This is a genomic window from Micromonospora sp. NPDC047074 (assembly GCF_040643815.1).
GTDB lineage: Bacteria > Actinomycetota > Actinomycetes > Mycobacteriales > Micromonosporaceae > Micromonospora.
In genome coordinates this window covers 174,974-191,338 of the sequence record NZ_JBEYVB010000002.1, presented here as the reverse complement: position 1 = coordinate 191,338, position 16,365 = coordinate 174,974, and the positions used below count along the sequence as shown (strand labels likewise).

Genomic DNA, 16,365 nt, shown 5'->3' with positions numbered 1-16,365 from the left:
CGGGGCCGGGCGAGGGCTCAGCGTTCCGGCAGCAGGTCCGGGCCGCGCCCGGCAACCACCGCGCCGATCAGCCGGAGGGCGTCGGCGGCGGGCATCGGGTCCAGGGCGCGGCCGCCGCGCAGCCGCAGCGAGACCGCGCCCCCGGCGGCCTCGCGGGGGCCGATGACGGCGGCGTACGGCACCCGGGCGCGGGCGGCGTCGCGGATCCGGGCGCCCAGCGAGCCGGCCCCGTCGACCTCCACCCGCAGCCCCGCCGCCAACGCGTCGTGGGCGAGCCGGGCCGCCGCGCCGGCCTCGCCCTCCCCGACGGGCAGCACCACCAGTTGCACCGGGGCGTACCAGGCCGGGAAGGCGCCCTCGTGCACCTCGATCAGGTACGCGAAGAGCCGCTCCATGCTGCCCACGAGGCTCCGGTGCACCATCACCGGTCGGCTCCGCGCCCCGGACGCGTCGGTGTACGACAGGTCGAACCGCTCCGGCTTGTCGAAGTCGAGCTGCACGGTGGAGAGGGTGAACTCCCGCCCGGCGGCGTCCAGCACCTGGATGTCGATCTTCGGTCCGTAGAACGCGGCCTCGCCCGGGGCCTCGGTGAACTCCACCCCGTCGAGCGCGGCGCGGAGCAGCCCCTCGGCCCGCGCCCACTGGCCGTCGTCCCCGACGTACTTCTCCCCCGGCCCGCGCAGCGACAGCCGGTACCCCGCCGGCCGTACGCCGAGCGCGGCGTGCGCCTCGCGGATCAGCCGGAGGATCTCCGCGACCTCCTCGCCCACCTGTTCCAGGGCGCAGAAGTTGTGCGCGTCGTTCAGCGAGATGGCCCGCACCCGGGACAGGCCGCCGAGCACGCCCGAGCGCTCGGCCCGGTACATGCCGCCCAGCTCGGCGATCCGCAGCGGCAGCTCCCGGTAGGAGCGGCCCCGGGCCCGGAACACGAGGGCGTGGTGCGGGCAGAGCGCCGGGCGCAGCACGAACTCGTCGTCGGCGCCGAGCGCCATCGGCGGGAACATGTCCTCGGCGAAGTAGCCGAGATGGCCGGAGATCTCGAAGAGTTCCCGCTTGCCCAGCGGCGGGGTGAGCACGTGCCGGTAGCCGGCCCGGCGCTCCAGCTCGCGGACGTACTCCTCGACGGCGTGCCGGGCGGCCGCGCCGGCCGGCAGCCACAGCGGCAGCCCGGCGCCGGCCAGCGGGTCGGAGCCGAACAGCTCCAGCTCCCGGCCGAGCCTACGGTGGTCGATCATGTCGCGCTCCTCGTTCGGGTACGACCCGGAGGCGACCTGGTCACCGGAGACGACGAGGCCCCGGGGCGGTCGCCCCGGGGCCTCGTCGACGGTCAGGTCAGTGCGGCGCGCCGGGGTTTCCCGGCGTCGTGGTGGCTACCGCACTGCGCATGCGGCGACGGTACGCCCTCGTGCCCGAGGGCCGCAGCGGGTTTTTCGTGGGCGGTCCGGCGCCCGGCGGCGCGGGTGCTGCCCCGGCCGGGGCAGGGTCGGGCCGCCGGCACGGGACCTGCCGGCGGCCCGGGGGCGGCCCGACCGTCAGGAACGGGGGACCCGACGGTCGCGGGGGCCGCGCGTCGCCAACGGTACGCCGGACGGCACCGATCCGCCGACCCTCGGCGGTACGCCACTCCGTCACCGCCGGCGGGACCTGCTCGTTGCATCCGGTGGCCCTGCCGTGTCGGTGGTCACCACGAACCAGGGTCGTTCCCGGTGCCGTCCGGCGACCAGTCAGGCTCGTTACACCCAATCGGCCCCATCCGGCGAGGTGGCAGTCGTGCCCGAACTACTCACTGAGGTCGCGTCGCCGAGCTGGGCGTACCTCGCACTACTCGCGCTGCTGGTCGCCGACGCCTTCGTCCCGGTGATCCCCACCCAGGTCGTGATGATCACCGGTGGCGCCCTGACGGTGTACGGCGGGCTGAACCTGCCGGTGACCATCGCCGTCGGCGCGCTCGGCGTCTTCGCCGGGGACCTCGCCTGCTACCTGCTCGGGCGGGGCGCGCCGGACCGACGGGCTCCCCGCGACGTCGCCCGGGGCCGGGCGCGACGGGTCGCCAACCGGGTCGCCCAGGGGCTGCGCCGACCCGGTCCGCTCGTGATCCTGCTCTGCCGCTTCGTGCCGGGCGGCCGGATGGCGGCCTGCTTCTCCGCCGGCCGCAGCCGGTACCCGTACCGGCTCTTCCTGCTCTACGAGGGCCTCGCCGCACTGGGCTGGGCGACGTACGGCGGGCTGGTCGGGCATCTCGGTGGGACGGCGCTGACCGAGTCGGCGTGGCGGCTGGCGCTGATCGCGGGGGTGGCGGCGACCGGGTTCGCGGCGGCGGGCTGGGCCATGACCGTCGTCGGCGCACGACGGGCCGCCGAGCCGGCCACGGTGGTGCCGGCCGTCGTCACGGCGGCGACGGACCCGCCCGCGGCGGAGTGACGCTCCAGCGGCGGCGTCCACACCGACCACACACTCCGACCGCGGCGCACGGTCACGCCTCGTGATTCGTTGACTACCGGCAGGCGTCCGGCTAACATTTGGGCGCGTCGATGAATGATCAGGCGCGAGCCGTTTCCGAAATGGCGGCCGCGCTTTCGGCGCGAATCACGCATGGACAGATCATTGCGTTTCTGACGCTTGCAGTTTCCAGGTGAAACGGCTTCCGCAGGATCATTCTGGAACTTCTCCGTGCCCTTGTCGCAACGCATGAGAGGAAATCGTATGTCCATGAAGGCGATCATCGCGGGACTTTCGCCCAGGCGGCTCGCCAGCATCGGGGTGGTGGCGGCGACGGCGCTGGCCGCGACCCTGACCGTCTCCTCGCCCGCACAAGCCGACGTCTTCAAGTGCGGATCCGCGGGCAGCGACCCCCGCGCCTGGTGCGCATACGTGAAAAACGCCCCGACCGGGCTCAACGTACGCTCCGGCCCGGGAGTCGGCTATCCGGTGGTCAGCGTGCTCGCCAACGGGACGATGGTCGAGGTCGACTGCTGGGGATACGGGACCAGCGTGAACGGATACAACATCTGGTCGAAGTTGTACACCCCGGGTGGAGTGCGCTGGGTCAGTGACTGGTATCTGACCACGGGGATCGTGCAGAATTACGTCTTCCAGTGCTGAGGGGGCGGGTGGCCTGACCGGGCGGCCCTGCGCCTAGGGGTGGTCCCGGGGGCAGATCTCGGTGGGCGACCCGGATCCGCCTCGGGCCCGTTCCGGGCCAGGCTGAGCCATGCGTGGAACCCGGAACAGTGGACTGCTGGCCCTCGGCGGCATCGCCCTGGCGGCGCTGCTCACCGTGATCGGCCACGTCGGGGTCAACGAGGACCTGGACCCGTGGGCGCTGACCGTCAGCGACTTCGCCGTCTCCGAGCGGGGCGGCGTGATCGACGTGGCGATGGTGGTGCTCGCGGCGGCCACCGCCGTACTGCTGCCCGCCCTGCGGCTCGCCCACCGGCCTCCCGCCGCCGGTCCGGGGCGGGCGGCCGAGGTGCTGCTGACCGCCTGGGTCGGCGGGCTGCTGCTGGCCGCGGTCGTGCCGACGAACGAACCCGGCCTGCCCATGGACACCGCCGCCTACGTCCACCGGTACGCCTCGGTGGTCGCCTTCCTGGCGTTGCCGGTCGCCGGCTGGCTGCTCGCCCGGCGGCTGCCGGCGCCCGACGGCCGCCGGGTGCGCGCGCTCGTCGCGGCCAGCATGGTCCTGGCGGCGGCGATGATCTGGTCGGCCTACCCCGGCGACCGGCTGCTGCTCGGCCTGGTGGAGCGACTGCTCATCCTCACCGAGGTCGCCGTGCTCGTCGTCGTCGCGACCACCCTGCTCCGCCGGGTCACTCCTGTTCGTGCAGCATGAGCTGGCGGGCGGCCTCGGTGATGGAGCCGGAGAGGCTCGGGTAGATCGTGATGGTCTGCGCCAGCTCGTTGACCGTGAGGTTGTTCTCCACCGCCATGGTGATCGGCAGGATCAGCTCGCTGGCCTTCGGCGCCACCACCACACCACCGATCACCTGGCCGCTGGCCGGGCGGCAGAAGAGCTTGACGAAGCCGTCGGCGAGGTCGTCCATCTTGGCCCGGGCGTTGCCGTCCAGCGGCAGCATGACCTGCCGGGCCGGCACCCTGCCCGCGTCGACCTCGTCCTGCGAGACGCCGACGGTGGCCAACTCCGGGTCGGTGAAGACGTTCGCCGCGACGGTACGCAGCCGCAGCGGCCGCACCGCCTCGCCGAGCGCGTGCCACATCGCGATCCGGCCCTGCATGGCGGCGACGCTGGCCAGCGGCAGCACCCCGGTGCAGTCGCCGGCGGCGTAGATGCCGGGCACGTTGGTGCGGGAGACCCGGTCGACGGTCACGTAGCCGCCCGGGGCCAGCGTGACGCCGTACTCGGCCAGACCGAGGTCGGCGGTGTTGGGGATCGAGCCGACCGCGATCAGCGCGTGCGAGCCGGCCACCAGGCGGCCGTCGGAGAGCGTGACCTCCACCCCGTCGGCGGTACGCCGGACCGCGTCCGCCCGGGAGTTGTTCAGGATGCTCATGCCCCGGTTGCGGAAGACCCGTTCGATGGCCATCGCCGCGTCGGCGTCCTCGTGCGGCATCACCCGGTCGCGGCTGGAGACCAGGGTCACCCGCACACCCATCGCCAGATAGGCGCTGGCGAACTCCGCGCCGGTGACGCCGGAGCCGACCACGATCAGATGCTCGGGCAGCTCCGGCAGGTCGTACACCTGGCGCCAGGTCAGGATGCGCTCGCCGTCCGGGAGGGCGGTGGGCAGCTGGCGCGGCGTGGCGCCGGTGGCGACCAGCACGGTCGACGCGTCGATCGACTGCTCGCCGCCGCCGTCGCCCGGGGTGACGAGCACCCGGTGGGTGTGGCCGAGGGTGTCCTCGCCGAGCCGGGCGCTGCCCTGGACGAAGGTCACCCCGGCCTTGACCAGCTTGGCGTGGATGTCGGCGGACTGGGCGAGGGCGAGGCGCTTGACCCGCTCGTGCACCGCCGCGGCGTCGACCGTGACGGCCTCCAGCCCGTCGGAGTGCACCCCGAACTCCTCGGTGTCCCGGTAGCCGGTGACCACCTCGGAGCTGGCGATGAAGGTCTTCGACGGCACGCAGTCGGACAGCACGCAGGCCCCGCCGGCGCCCTCGGCCTCCACGACGGTGACATCAGCGTCCAACTGCGCGGCGACCAGGGCCGCCTCGTAACCGGCCGGTCCACCGCCGATGATCACGATCCGGCTCACAGGGCCATCCTTTCGTTCGCGGCTGCGGGGCTCCGCTCCGCTGCACTTCTCGCGCTCACCGGGCCCGCCCCCGACCAATGCTCACAGTGACTTTCTTCTCCCGAACGCGTCCGACACGCTCTGTCGTATTCTCCCCCACCCTGCGGGCGGGCTATCGTCATCGCCGTGCGTCATCACGCCGCCTACGGCTCAAACCTCGACCCCGCCCGCATGCGCGCCTACTGCCCGCATTCGCCGATGATCGGCACCGGCTGGTTGGAAGGCTGGCGGCTCACCTTCGCGGGCGAGGAGGTGATCGGCTGGGAGGGTGCGGTCAGCACCGTCGTCGAGTCCCCCGGCGACCGGGTCTTCGTGGCGATATACGACATCCACCCCTACGACGCCGCCCAGCTCGACGAGTTGGAGGGAGTGACCGCCGGCACCTACCGCAAGCTGCACGTGCGCGTCTCCACCCTCGACGGGGACGTGACCGCGTGGATCTACGTCTTCGACGGTTACGAGGGCGGGCTGCCCACGGCGTGGTATCTCTCGGAGATCGCGAACGCCGCCGAGAAGGCGGGCGCCCCGGACGACTACGTCACCGAGCTGCGGTCCCGCCCCACCGGCACCGCGTCGGCCTAGCGCCCTTCGTCGGTCCCGCGCGTATCCCACGACCCCCAGTCTGCTCCGGCGCCGGTCGGGGCCGTCCATCGGCCCCGGACGGCGTCGTCAATCACACACCGCGGGCCGGCACGACCAGCTCGTACATGTCGACCCAGCGCACCTCACGCAGCCCCACCGAGCGGTAGAGCGAGAGCGGGGCGGTCGGGTTGGCGAGGTCGACGCCGAGGCCGGCGGACTCCCGGCCCTTCTCCGCGTACCGGGCGAACGCGTGGCTCAGCAACGCCGCGCCCACCCCTCGACGCCGGTGGCCGGGGAGCACGGCGAGGTTCCTGACCCATCCCTCGTTGCGGTCGAGCGCCTGGTCGGACGACCGGAGTACGCCGGCGGGCTGGCCGTCCACCTCGGCGACGAACCACTCGTCCCAGGCCGTGCCGGGCCTGATGAGGGCCCGCCACCGGTCGTAGCCCGACGGCTCGTAGTCGGGGGTGTCGCGGAAGGCCGTGTCGTAGATCCGGTGGAAGTCGCGCAGCTCCGACTCGTCGCCGGGGCGCAGCGGACGGACCGCCACCCCGGGCGGCGGTGGCGGTGGCTCGGCGGGCACGCCCGCCAGCGACCGGCGCATGAGCTGGTACCGCTTGACGAAGCCGAAGCCCGTGTCGGTCAGCTCGGCTGCCCACCGGCGCTCCGGGGCGCATGCGGAACACCGCACGGTCAGCGCCGGCAGACCGCGCTCGGCGGCGCGCCCGGCCACCCGGTCCAGTTGCCGGGCCAGCAGCGGCGCCCGCAGCGCCGCGCCCCGGTCCGGGTCGACGAGCACGTCGACGAACTCCCGCCCGATCCCGGTCTCGTTCTGCAGGATCGCCCAGGCCACCAGGGCGCCGTCCGGATCGGTCACCACCCAGGAGTCCCGGTCCGGATCGACGTTCGGCGCGGTCAGCGCGTCCCGCACGTCGTCGGCGTCGAAGTCCGGGTAGCCGATGGCGAAGACGTCGGCGGCGTGCACGACCGCCAGGATCGCCGGCACGTCGTCCAGGGTGGGTCGGCGGGCGTGCCAGCCGGCGGGGAGAGTCACGGGGCGATCCTGACAGGCGGGCCGCCGGGCCGCCGCCGAATTTTCCGGGCCACCCGGCCGTGGGCGCCGGTGCCGTCGGGACGACGACCGGGGCAGGCTCCGACGCGGCGGCTCAGTCCGGGGCGGTCAGGTGGGCCCTGGTCGCGGTGAGCAGTTCCACCAGCTCGGCACCGTCCGCCGGGCCGAGCGCCGCGAACGCCGGCGAGGCCAGCCGGTCGGTCACCGCCTCGGCCCAGAGCCGCCGCCGGACCAGCGGCCCGACCGGCGGGTACGGCGGCGACCAGCCGCAGGCGGCGGCGCCCGCCTCGCCCTCCGGCCCGGCGAGCACCGCCTCCAGCGGGCTCATCCCGCTGGCCCGGACCGCGATCAGGTGTGCCCCGGTGAAGTGCTCCCGGAGCAGGCGCAGGCCGACGGCCGCCCGCGCGCCGGCCGTCCGGGCCGGCACCGGCATGGCGCGCAGGGCGGCGAAGAGCGGCATTCCGCTGGCATCGGCGGCGTCGACCGCGTGGCCGAGCAGGGTCGTGAGCCGGCCGGTCCCGGGAAGGCCGTCGAGCTGCTCGTCGCCCCACCGGCAGCACTCGTCGAGGGTGGCGGCGGCGACCTCGACCGGCGGGACGACCCGCCGGGCCGCGTCCCAGCCGTCGGCGACCGCGTCCGGGGCGAGGAAGCCGAGGGCCGCGGCGACCGTCTCGGCGCGGACGTCGCCCAGTGCACCGGCCCGGCCGGTGACGTAGAACGCCCAGCCGGGGATGCCGAGCAGCCGCGCCCGCCGGATGGTGGTCAGGCAGCGGGTGAACATGTCGCCCAGGTCCAGCACGACCGGTTTGCTGGCCGCGGCGATCTGCTCCGGCGTCATCCGCCCGCTCCCCGGTCGACCCGTCCGTCCACAGGGGTCAGTCTGCCGCGCCGCCGTCCGGCTCGGCATCCCCCTCTTCGGCGTCGAACGCCTCCACCGCCGCCTCGACCTCGCCCGCCCGCCGGCGGGCGGCCGTCACCGTCCGTTCCGCGCCGCGCCGGGCCAGCCGCGCCCGGCTGAGGTCCTGCTCGGCGACCGCCCGGCGCCGCTCCAACTCGGCCAGTTCCGCCTCGATCTCGTCCAGCGCGGCGGCGCCGTCGCGCTCGGTCGCCGTCGCGTCCGCCAGCTCCGCCTCGGCCTGCTCCTGGTCGGTACGCGCCTTCGTCAGCTCCTTCTCCAGCGCCCGCCGTTGACGCGCCCGCTCCGCCCGGGCGGCTCGTTCCGCCTGCTCGGCGCGGAGGGTGGCCCGGTCGGCTCCGGCCCGCCGCCCGGCCGGCTCGGGCCGGGGCGACGGTTCGGGCTCCTCGCCACCGGTCACCAGGCGCAACTGTGGTCGGGGCACCTCGCCGAAGCCGGCGTAGGTGGCGGCCCGCAGCAGCCGGCCGGAGCGGACCTGTTCGGCGACGTCGGCGTCGGCGAGCGCGGCGTTGAGGGTGGCCTCCACCTCGGCCAGCGGCAGCTTCCCGGCCGACGGGGCGCCCTCGGCCCCGGCCGCCAGCTTGCGCACCTCGGCGACGAGCGCGCCGACCGCGGCCCGCCGTTGGGCGGAGAGTTCCCGCAGCCGGGGCCCGCGCAGGCCGCGCTGGGCGTCGCGCAGCGCCTCGGCGAGCTGGGCCAGGTCGGCGACCAGTTCGGGGCGGCGGATGGCGAGGAGGTTCACCAGCCAGGCGGCCACGGTGGGCCGGCGCAGCCGGGCGATCTCCCGGGCGGCCTTCGGGTCGCCGGAGCGGCGGGCCTCGGCGGCGGCCTCGTCGCGGATCGCGACGAAGCGGTCCGGCGGGGTCGTGTAGAGCCGGTGTACCAGCTCGGGGGGCGGGCCGGGCATCGCCGTCAGGCGTCGACTCGCGTGCCCGGCTCGAGCCGGCGGTAGTCCACTTCGGACAGCCGGGTGAAGTTGTTGTTCAGCACGCTCAGACCGTTGTCGTTGAGCAACCCGTCGTGCAGCGCGTACGCCCGGCGCGGGGCGACCGCCCGGAGGAAGTCCAGCGATTCGGAGAACTTCGTCCACGGGGCGTGGATCGGCAGGAAGAGCGTGTCGACCTGGGTGTCCTCGGGGACGACGAGGGAGTCGCCGGGGTGGTAGACCACGTCGTTCAGCAGGTACGCCAGGTTGTCCACCACCGGGATGTCGGGGTGGATCACGGCGTGCCGGCCGCCGTAGGCGCGTACCGGCACACCGGCGGCCGTGAACGACTGTCCGGGCTGGACCGGCTCGAGCGCCTCGGCGACGTCGCCCAGGGCGCTGGCCAGCGACGCCGGGCCGTGGATGACGAAGGGCCGCCGGTCGAGCTGCCGGGTGACCGCCTCGACGTCCAGGTGGTCGAAATGCTCGTGGGTGATCAGCACCGCGTCCGCCCCGTCGAGCGCCGCCGCCTCGCTGAACCCGCCCGGGTCGATGACCAGCACTCCCCCGTCGTGCTCCACCCGGAGGCAGGAGTGGGCGTACTTGGTGAGTTGCATCGTGACTCCAAGATTATCGAATCGTGACGTCCTGAGCGCAGTCTGCCGGAACCGACGTGGGCGCGCGCCACGTCTGAGGTATCGCCCCGCACGGGGGCGAGGACGATGGAGGCGGCAATGGACGAACGGCAACGACGGCGCCGGGGCGTACGGCTGGCGGCTGCCGCCCTCGTCGCGCTGGTCGCGCTGGCGGGCTGCGGCAGCAGCGCGAAGGAGGACTCCTCCACCGCGCCGGCGGCCGCTCCGGCGGACCAGGACCGGGCCGGCGCGGCGGACCAGGCCGGCGGCAACACCGAACGGGGCGGCGGCGACTCCGAGGGCGGCGGTGCCGGCGCACCCGACCTGCGGGTCGACCAGCGGTCCATCATCTACACCGGCACCATGCGCGTGCAGGTGGAGGATGTCGACGACGCGGCCCGGAGCGCGATCGCCACCGTCACGGCGGCCGGCGGCTTCGTCGGCGGCGACCAGCGACGCAGCGCCGACGCGGACGCGCGGGCCGAGCTGAAACTGCGGGTGCCCGCGGACAAGTTCCACGGCGTCGTCGACGAGCTGGCGAAGCTGGGCCGGCAGCAGCGGCGGGAGATCCGCACCGAGGACGTCACCGAGCAGATCGTCGACCTGGACGCGCGGATCACCACCCAGCGCGCCCGGGTGGAGAGCGCCCGCCGGCTGCTGGCCCGGGCCACCTCGATCAGCGACCTGGTGTCGCTGGAGAACGAGCTGTCCCGCCGGGAGGCCGACCTCGCCTCGCTGGAGGCCAAGAAGGAACGGCTGGCGGACCTGACCAGCCTGTCGACGATCACCGTGTCGCTGGTCGGGCCGGACGCGAGCACCGCCGACGAGGAGACCGAGGTCGGCTTCATGGTGGGGCTCAAGGGCGGCTGGAAGGTGTTCCTGACCTCGATGACCGTCCTGCTGACGGTGCTCGGCGCGGTGCTGCCGTGGTTGCTGGCGTTCGGCGTGCCGCTGACGGTGCTGCTGGTGGTGCTGCGCCGGCGGCGGCGCACGGGTCCGCCGCCGGCGATGCCGCCCGGGCCGGCGGCGCCGCTGCCTACCGCGCCGCCGCCAGTGCCCGCAGCGCGGTCTGGACCATGAGCCGTACGCCGACCGGGATGGCCCGTTCGTCCACGTCGAACGAGGCCCGGTGCAGGTCCACGTTCGGGCCGGAACGGCCGACACCGAGCCGGGCGAGCGCGCCGGGGACGTACTCCAGGTACCAGGAGAAGTCCTCGCCGCCCATGCTCTGCGGGGTCTCGGCGATGCCCTCCGGCCCGAGCGTGGCGGCGGTGGCACCGGTCAGGACCTGGATGGCGCGGGAGTCGTTGCACACCGGCGGGCGGCCCCGCAGGTATTCCAGGTCGACAGTCGCCCCGGTCGGCGCGACGACGTCGCGGACCACCTGCCCCACGATCTTGGGAGCCAGCTCCCAGGTGTCGCGGTCCATCACCCGCAGGGTGCCGGAGGCGCTCGCCTCGGAGGGGATGACGTTGTAACGGGTGCCGGCCGAGGCGTGGCCGAACACCAGCAGCAGCCCGCTGTTGGCCGGCACCCGGCGGCTGACCAGAGCCGGCACCTCGGTGATCAGGCGGCCCAGCGCGTCGACCAGGTCGACGGTCAGGTGCGGGCGCGCGGTGTGCCCGCCGGGGCCGGTGAGCCGGACGGTGACGTTGTCGGCAGCGGCGGTGATCGGGCCGACCCGCAGGCCGATCTGCCCGACCGGCAGGTTGGGGTCGCAGTGCAGCGCGAAGATCTGCACCACGTCGTCCAGGCCACCGGCCTCGATGACCTCCAGCGAGCCGCAGGGGAGGATCTCCTCGGCGGGCTGGAAGATGAGCCGGACCCGGCCGGGCAGCTCGCCGAGGTCGGCGAGCTGGGCCAGCAGCATGCCGACGCCGAGCATGACGGTGGTGTGCACGTCGTGGCCGCAGGCGTGGCAGACGCCGTCGACGGTGGAGCGGTACGGCACGTCCTTCGAGTCCGTCAGCGGCAGGGCGTCGATGTCGGCGCGCAGCGCGATGACGGGACCGTCCGGGCGGCCGTCGATGTCGCAGATGACCCCGTTGCCCTTCGGCAGCATTCGCGGGCGCAGCCCGGCCAGGGAGAGTTCCCGGGCGATCAGGGCGGCCGTCTCGAACTCCTCGCCGGAGAGCTCCGGATGCGAGTGGAGGTGGCGACGGGTGGCGATCAGCCCCGGTACCCGGAGGGCGAGCAGGTGGTCCAGCTCGAACGGCAGGGCCTGGGAGCCGGAGGGCGGCTCCGGCCAGGACGGCGCCAGCTGGTCGCCGATGGGTCGCGTCAACGCACTCGTCACGTCGAATTCTCGTTCGCTAGAGATGGATGGATCATCAGGAACAGCCGACAGCCTAGACCGCCGACGGTGACGCTGCGCAACCTCGTTCCGGTAGCTGTCAGACCGCGCAGCGTCACGAATGCCCTGCTCGGAGCGCTCGAAGATCTGCGGGACAGCAGGTAGATCGCGGTCGAAAGCCGTCATCTGCCCCACACCTCCTACAACGCGTAACCGCCTCGACGGTCCCGAAAATCGACGCCGATCCCAGGGGTCGTCGTTCCGAATTGTCGCATTAGTCGGTCCGGTGAACCGGCGCTCCGACAATTACCCGACCGCCCGCCGAGCAGGACCCCGGAGACGGTCACACGGTCCGGCCCGGAGCGACCGCACACCCTGTGCGTCCGGTGCACAGGGTCCGTTACCCCCGAACCTGTGCGGCACACGCCGCGACCGGTGGGTCGCGGCGCTCCGCCACACCCGCCGAGCCCTCCGGCAGCGTCGTCGGGGTCGCTCAGCGCGTCGCGCCGCCGATCGGCGACGGAAGCTACTCCGACTGTAGCTCCCCGACAGGATGCCTGCGACCAGCGAAAACGCCCCGTGGGCCGGGCATTACCCGCACGTGGTCCGGCCCGTTACAGCACCGGGTGGCACCGCCGGACCGGCGGGTGCCCGCGCGACAGAGAGACGGCCGCCCGCCCCGGCACAGCGGGGACCGGACGGCCGTCGGGCCGGCGTGACCGGAGCCTTCGGTCGGCGTGATCAGAACCGGTCGGTCGGACGGTGCAGCCCCCACACCTGGCGCAGGGTGCCGCAGACCTCGCCGACGGTGGCGCGGGCCCGCAGCGCCTCCTTCATCGGGTAGAGCACGTTCTCCGTGCCCTCGGCGGCGGCGCGCAACTCGGCCAGCGCCCGCTCGACCACGCCCGCGTCGCGGCCGGCACGCAACCGCGCCAGCCGCTCGCCCTGCGCGGCCTCGATCGCCGGGTCGACCCGCAGCGGCTCGTACGGCTCCTCCTCGTCGATCGTGAACCGGTTGAGACCCACCACCACCCGCTCGCCGGAGTCGATCTCCTGCGCGATCCGGTACGCGGACTGCTCGATCTCCCGCTTCTGGAAGCCCGCCTCGATGGCGTCGACCGCCGAGCCGTGGTCGAAGACCCGGGTCATCAGGGCCTCCACCGCCGCCTCGATCTCGGTGGTCATCGCCTCCACCACGTAGGAGCCGGCGAACGGGTCGACGGTGCCGGTCAGGTCCGTCTCGTACGCCAGCACCTGCTGGGTGCGCAGCGCCAGCCGGGCCGCCTTCTCGGTGGGCAGCGCGATCGCCTCGTCGAAGCTGTTGGTGTGCAGCGACTGGGTGCCGCCCAGCACCGCGCCGAGGCCCTGCACCGCCACCCGGACCAGGTTGACCTCGGGCTGCTGGGCGGTGAGCTGCACGCCCGCGGTCTGGGTGTGGAACCGCAGCATCATCGACTTCGGGTTCTTCGCACCGAACTCGTCACGCATCAGCCGGGCCCAGATCCGCCGGGCGGCCCGGAACTTGGCCACCTCCTCCAGCAGCGTGGTGCGGGCGACGAAGAAGAACGACAGCCGGGGCGCGAAGTCGTCCACGGCCAGCCCGGCCGCCAGCGCGGCCCGGACGTACTCCACGCCGTTGGCCAGCGTGAACGCGATCTCCTGCGCGGGCGACGCGCCGGCCTCGGCCATGTGGTAGCCGGAGATGGAGATGGTGTTCCACTTCGGCACCTCCTTGCGGCAGTAGGCGAAGGTGTCGGCCACCAGCCGCAGCGAGGGCTTCGGCGGGAAGATGTACGTCCCCCGGGCGATGTACTCCTTGAGGATGTCGTTCTGGATCGTGCCGTTCAGGGCCGAGCCGGGGACGCCGTTCTCCTCGGCCACGAGTTGGTAGAGCAGGAGCAGCACCGAGCCGGGCGCGTTGATGGTCATCGAGGTGGAGACCTTGTCCAGCGGGATGCCGTCGAAGAGCAGCCGCATGTCCTCGATCGAGTCGATGGCCACGCCGACCTTGCCCACCTCGCCGCCCGCGATCGGGTCGTCGGAGTCGTAGCCCATCTGGGTCGGCAGGTCGAAGGCCACGGAGAGGCCCATCGTCCCGGCCCGCAACAACTGGTGGTAACGCGCGTTGGACTCGGTGGCGGTGCCGAAGCCGGCGTACTGGCGCATCGTCCAGGGACGGGAGGTGTACATCGTGGGGTAGACCCCGCGCGTGTAGGGGAACTCCCCCGGGCCGCCGAGCCGGGAGTCCAGATCCTCCGGAAGGTCCGCCGCCGTGTAGACGCCCTTGATCGAGAAGCCGGACTCGCTTGACCGCCGTTCGCTCATTAGCGGATGGTAGGACGCGCGACGGCGTCGGTGGGTGAGGGATAGCGCACACCGGGCTGACGGGCATCGACGACAGGTGAGCGCCCGACTACGCACCGTCCAGTTCGGCAAAACGTCCGCCGCGTCGGGTTTCGCATCGGGCGTCGGAACCAGCAAGATAGGGGGGTTGTGTCCCAGCCCCCCTCGATTTCCCCCGGTGGCTTTTCTGTGACTCAGATCCCGACGTGGAGCGGCGGACCAGTCAGTCCCCCCAACGCACGCGCGACCCCCGGCACGACAATCGGTGACCGTTACTCGCTGCGTTCCGCGGTGGGCAACGGCGGCATGGGCACGGTCTGGCGTGCCACAGACACGCTCCTGCGGCGGGATGTGGCCGTCAAGGAGGTCGTCCTGCCCCCCGGCCTCGCGCCCAGCGACCGCGACGCCATGTACGAACGCACCCTGCGGGAGGCCCGCGCGGCGGCGGCGATCCAGCACCCGGCCGTCGTCCAGGTCTACGACGTGGTCACCGAGGGCGGCCGGCCCTGGATCGTGATGGAGATGCTCGACGCCCGCAGCCTCGCCGACATGGTGATCGAGGACGGGCCGGTCGCGCAGCGGGTGGTCGCCAAGATCGGCATCGCCCTGCTCGGCGCGCTGGAGGTGGCACACGCGATCGGCGTGCTGCACCGCGACGTCAAGCCGGCGAACGTGCTCATCTGCGCCGACGGCCGCTGCGTGCTGACCGACTTCGGGGTGGCCCGGATGCCCACCGACGTGCAGCTCACCACCCCGGGGATGGTGCTCGGCTCGCCGCACTTCATCTCGCCAGAGCGGGCGATGGGCCAGGAGTTCGGCCCGCCGAGCGACCTCTTCTCGCTGGGCGTCACGCTCTACACGGCGGTGGAGGGGCGGCCCCCGTTCGACAAGGGTGACCCGATCGAGACCATGCACGCCGTGGTCGAGGACCCGCCCGCCCCGCCCCAGCGCAGCGGGCCGCTGACCCAGGTGCTGATGGGGCTGCTGGAGAAGGACCCGGCCCGCCGCTTCGACGTGCACACCGCCCGGGCGATGCTGCGCGAACTGCTCGCCGGCCCGCTGACCAGCACCGCCGCCGCGGTGAACTCGATGACCGACCCCTACTCGGTGGTCCCGGTGCAACGGCCCGTCGCGGCCCTGCCGGCCGCCGAGCCGGAGCAGCCGAAGGCGAGTGGTCAGATCGGCGGGCGGGCGATGCTGAACCCCGGCGAGTCGCTCACCGACCGGCTGGCCGCGCTGCGCCGGGGTGAGCGCCCCGCGCAGGCAGCCCAGCCCGCCGGTGCCGCCGCCATGGACGACACCAACGCCGACGCGCTGGCCGGCCCGCTGCACACCCCCACCGGCGCGATGCCGGCCCCGCCCAAGCTGGCGGCCCGCACCTACGGCGGTGCGGAGACGACCCAGCGGATGTCCTCCGGCACGTCCGAGGCCACCCAGCAGTTGCGGACCAACGCCGCCGGTCTGGTCGGGTTCAGCAGCCCGACGGAGGCGAACCCGCGGATCGTCGCGGGCGGAACCGTCTTCGGCGCACCGCCGCCGGACGCCACCCAGCGGGTCAGCCCCGGGACGCCCGTCTTCGGCGCACCGCCGCCGGAGGCGACCCAGCACCTCGGCGGGACGTACGGCGGCGGCCAGTGGTCGGTGCCGGGCACCGGGCAGCCCTGGGCCACCCCGGCCACCGCCCCCGCCGCCTCCGGTGGCGGCGTCGGCGGACGGGTGGGCGCCGTCGTCGGCACGGTCAAGGGCTGGCCCCGCAAGGTGCAGCTCGCCGCCGCCGGCGGCCTGGCCGTGGTGCTGTTGATCGGGGCGGTCGTCCTGTTCAGCGGCGGCGACGACCCGGCGCCGACCGTCCCGCAGGCCGCCCCCAGCTCGGCGGCTCCCGGGGGCGTGCCGGAGATGAAGGAGCACACAGGCAAGGGCGTACGGGTCATGGTGCCGCAGGGCTGGGAGCTCAACAGCGCCGGCAACTGGGTGGACTACATCGACCCGGCAGACGACGGCCGCAAGGTCCGGATCCTGGTGGAGGACTTCCGCACCACCTCGATCCGCTGGGCGCAGGTCGCCGAGGACGGCCTGAAGACCCGCTCCAAGTCCTGCGTCAAGCCCTATGCCCAGATCGCCATGAACGAGGTGGAGTGGGTCGGCAAGGCGGCGGCCGAGTTCGAGTACACCTGCGGCGAGGGCGAGGCCAAGCGGCACGGCGTCTGGCGCGGCGTGGTCCACGAGGGCAAGGTCTACTCGTTCTACCTCACCTCGACGGACACGAAGTTCGCCGAGAGCAAGCCGATCTTCGACGAGATGGTGAAGTCGTTCCAGCTCACCGACGCGGGCTGAGCGCCGGGGAGCG

Annotated in this window: 14 protein-coding genes; 6 read left to right on the top strand and 8 right to left on the bottom strand. The window is 73.5% G+C overall.

What is annotated here, in order from left to right; genetic code table 11:
• Window positions 1-17: 17 nt before the first annotated feature.
• Window positions 18-1,331, bottom strand: coding sequence for a threonine--tRNA ligase (gene thrS, locus ABZ809_RS04575; RefSeq protein WP_357561439.1), 1,314 nt, complete (start codon window positions 1,329-1,331; stop codon window positions 18-20).
• Window positions 1,332-1,770: 439 nt separating this feature from the next.
• Here thrS and ABZ809_RS04570 point away from each other — a divergent pair, with 439 nt between their 5' ends.
• The 3 genes from ABZ809_RS04570 to ABZ809_RS04560 all read left to right on the top strand — a co-directional run bounded on the left by ABZ809_RS04570 (window position 1,771) and on the right by ABZ809_RS04560 (window position 3,832).
• Complete coding sequence (locus tag ABZ809_RS04570) at window positions 1,771-2,421, top strand: DedA family protein (RefSeq protein WP_357561007.1); 651 nt, start codon at window positions 1,771-1,773, stop codon at window positions 2,419-2,421.
• Between the two features lie 282 nt (window positions 2,422-2,703).
• Window positions 2,704-3,102, top strand: coding sequence for an SH3 domain-containing protein (locus ABZ809_RS04565; RefSeq protein WP_357561006.1), 399 nt, complete (start codon window positions 2,704-2,706; stop codon window positions 3,100-3,102).
• Window positions 3,103-3,211: 109 nt separating this feature from the next.
• Window positions 3,212-3,832 (top strand): DUF998 domain-containing protein, encoded by a 621-nt coding sequence (locus ABZ809_RS04560; protein WP_357561005.1) that lies wholly within the window; start codon window positions 3,212-3,214, stop codon window positions 3,830-3,832.
• Here the strand turns inward: ABZ809_RS04560 and ABZ809_RS04555 are convergent.
• Complete coding sequence (locus tag ABZ809_RS04555; protein ID WP_357561004.1) at window positions 3,810-5,213, bottom strand: NAD(P)H-quinone dehydrogenase; 1,404 nt, start codon at window positions 5,211-5,213, stop codon at window positions 3,810-3,812. The two genes, ABZ809_RS04560 and ABZ809_RS04555, sit on opposite strands and share 23 nt — an antisense overlap.
• A 165-nt stretch (window positions 5,214-5,378) precedes the next feature.
• On the opposite strand from ABZ809_RS04555, the gene ABZ809_RS04550 reads away from it, so the two are divergent.
• Entirely contained in the window at window positions 5,379-5,834 is a 456-nt protein-coding gene (locus tag ABZ809_RS04550; RefSeq protein WP_357561003.1) for a gamma-glutamylcyclotransferase, read from the top strand.
• A 91-nt stretch (window positions 5,835-5,925) separates the two neighbouring features.
• Here the strand turns inward: ABZ809_RS04550 and ABZ809_RS04545 are convergent, their stop codons facing one another.
• The 4 genes from ABZ809_RS04545 to ABZ809_RS04530 all read right to left on the bottom strand — a co-directional run bounded on the left by ABZ809_RS04545 (window position 5,926) and on the right by ABZ809_RS04530 (window position 9,364).
• Entirely contained in the window at window positions 5,926-6,888 is a 963-nt protein-coding gene (locus ABZ809_RS04545; protein ID WP_357561002.1) for a GNAT family N-acetyltransferase, read from the bottom strand.
• 112 nt (window positions 6,889-7,000) lie between these two features.
• Window positions 7,001-7,744 carry a hypothetical protein gene (locus ABZ809_RS04540; protein WP_357561001.1) on the bottom strand — a complete coding sequence of 248 codons (744 nt, stop codon included), beginning with the start codon at window positions 7,742-7,744 and terminating at the stop codon, window positions 7,001-7,003.
• 37 nt (window positions 7,745-7,781) lie between these two features.
• On the bottom strand, window positions 7,782-8,729 hold the full coding sequence (locus ABZ809_RS04535; RefSeq protein WP_357561000.1) for a hypothetical protein: 948 nt from the start codon (window positions 8,727-8,729) through the stop codon (window positions 7,782-7,784).
• 5 nt (window positions 8,730-8,734) lie between these two features.
• Window positions 8,735-9,364, bottom strand: a complete 630-nt coding sequence (locus ABZ809_RS04530; RefSeq protein WP_357560999.1) for an MBL fold metallo-hydrolase — start codon at window positions 9,362-9,364, stop codon at window positions 8,735-8,737.
• 117 nt (window positions 9,365-9,481) lie between these two features.
• On the opposite strand from ABZ809_RS04530, the gene ABZ809_RS04525 reads away from it, so the two are divergent.
• A complete protein-coding gene (locus ABZ809_RS04525) occupies window positions 9,482-10,462 on the top strand; it encodes a DUF4349 domain-containing protein (RefSeq protein WP_357560998.1) in 981 nt (326 codons plus the stop codon).
• On the opposite strand, the gene ABZ809_RS04520 is transcribed toward ABZ809_RS04525, so the two are convergent.
• Both ABZ809_RS04520 and ABZ809_RS04515 read right to left on the bottom strand, forming a co-directional pair.
• Entirely contained in the window at window positions 10,419-11,678 is a 1,260-nt protein-coding gene (locus tag ABZ809_RS04520; RefSeq protein ID WP_357560997.1) for an amidohydrolase, read from the bottom strand. The genes ABZ809_RS04525 and ABZ809_RS04520 overlap by 44 nt on opposite strands.
• A 738-nt stretch (window positions 11,679-12,416) precedes the next feature.
• A complete protein-coding gene (locus ABZ809_RS04515; RefSeq protein WP_357560996.1) occupies window positions 12,417-14,000 on the bottom strand; it encodes a methylmalonyl-CoA mutase family protein in 1,584 nt (527 codons plus the stop codon).
• A gap of 207 nt (window positions 14,001-14,207) precedes the next feature.
• Here ABZ809_RS04515 and ABZ809_RS04510 point away from each other — a divergent pair, with 207 nt between their 5' ends.
• Window positions 14,208-16,352, top strand: a complete 2,145-nt coding sequence (locus ABZ809_RS04510) for a serine/threonine-protein kinase (protein WP_357560995.1) — start codon at window positions 14,208-14,210, stop codon at window positions 16,350-16,352.
• The last annotated feature ends 13 nt before the right edge of the window (window positions 16,353-16,365 follow it).

What these genes read in the sequence shown, in the direction of transcription:
- ABZ809_RS04515 (WP_357560996.1), bottom strand. Translation starts at nt 14,000, where the DNA reads ATGAGCGAACGGCGGTCAAGCGAGTCCGGCTTCTCGATCAAGGGCGTC.
- ABZ809_RS04530 (WP_357560999.1), bottom strand. Translation starts at nt 9,364, where the DNA reads ATGCAACTCACCAAGTACGCCCACTCCTGCCTCCGGGTGGAGCACGAC.
- ABZ809_RS04535 (WP_357561000.1), bottom strand. Translation starts at nt 8,729, where the DNA reads ATGCCCGGCCCGCCCCCCGAGCTGGTACACCGGCTCTACACGACCCCG.
- ABZ809_RS04560 (WP_357561005.1), top strand. Translation starts at nt 3,212, where the DNA reads ATGCGTGGAACCCGGAACAGTGGACTGCTGGCCCTCGGCGGCATCGCC.
- ABZ809_RS04525 (WP_357560998.1), top strand. Translation starts at nt 9,482, where the DNA reads ATGGACGAACGGCAACGACGGCGCCGGGGCGTACGGCTGGCGGCTGCC.
- ABZ809_RS04565 (WP_357561006.1), top strand. Translation starts at nt 2,704, where the DNA reads ATGTCCATGAAGGCGATCATCGCGGGACTTTCGCCCAGGCGGCTCGCC.
- ABZ809_RS04540 (WP_357561001.1), bottom strand. Translation starts at nt 7,744, where the DNA reads ATGACGCCGGAGCAGATCGCCGCGGCCAGCAAACCGGTCGTGCTGGAC.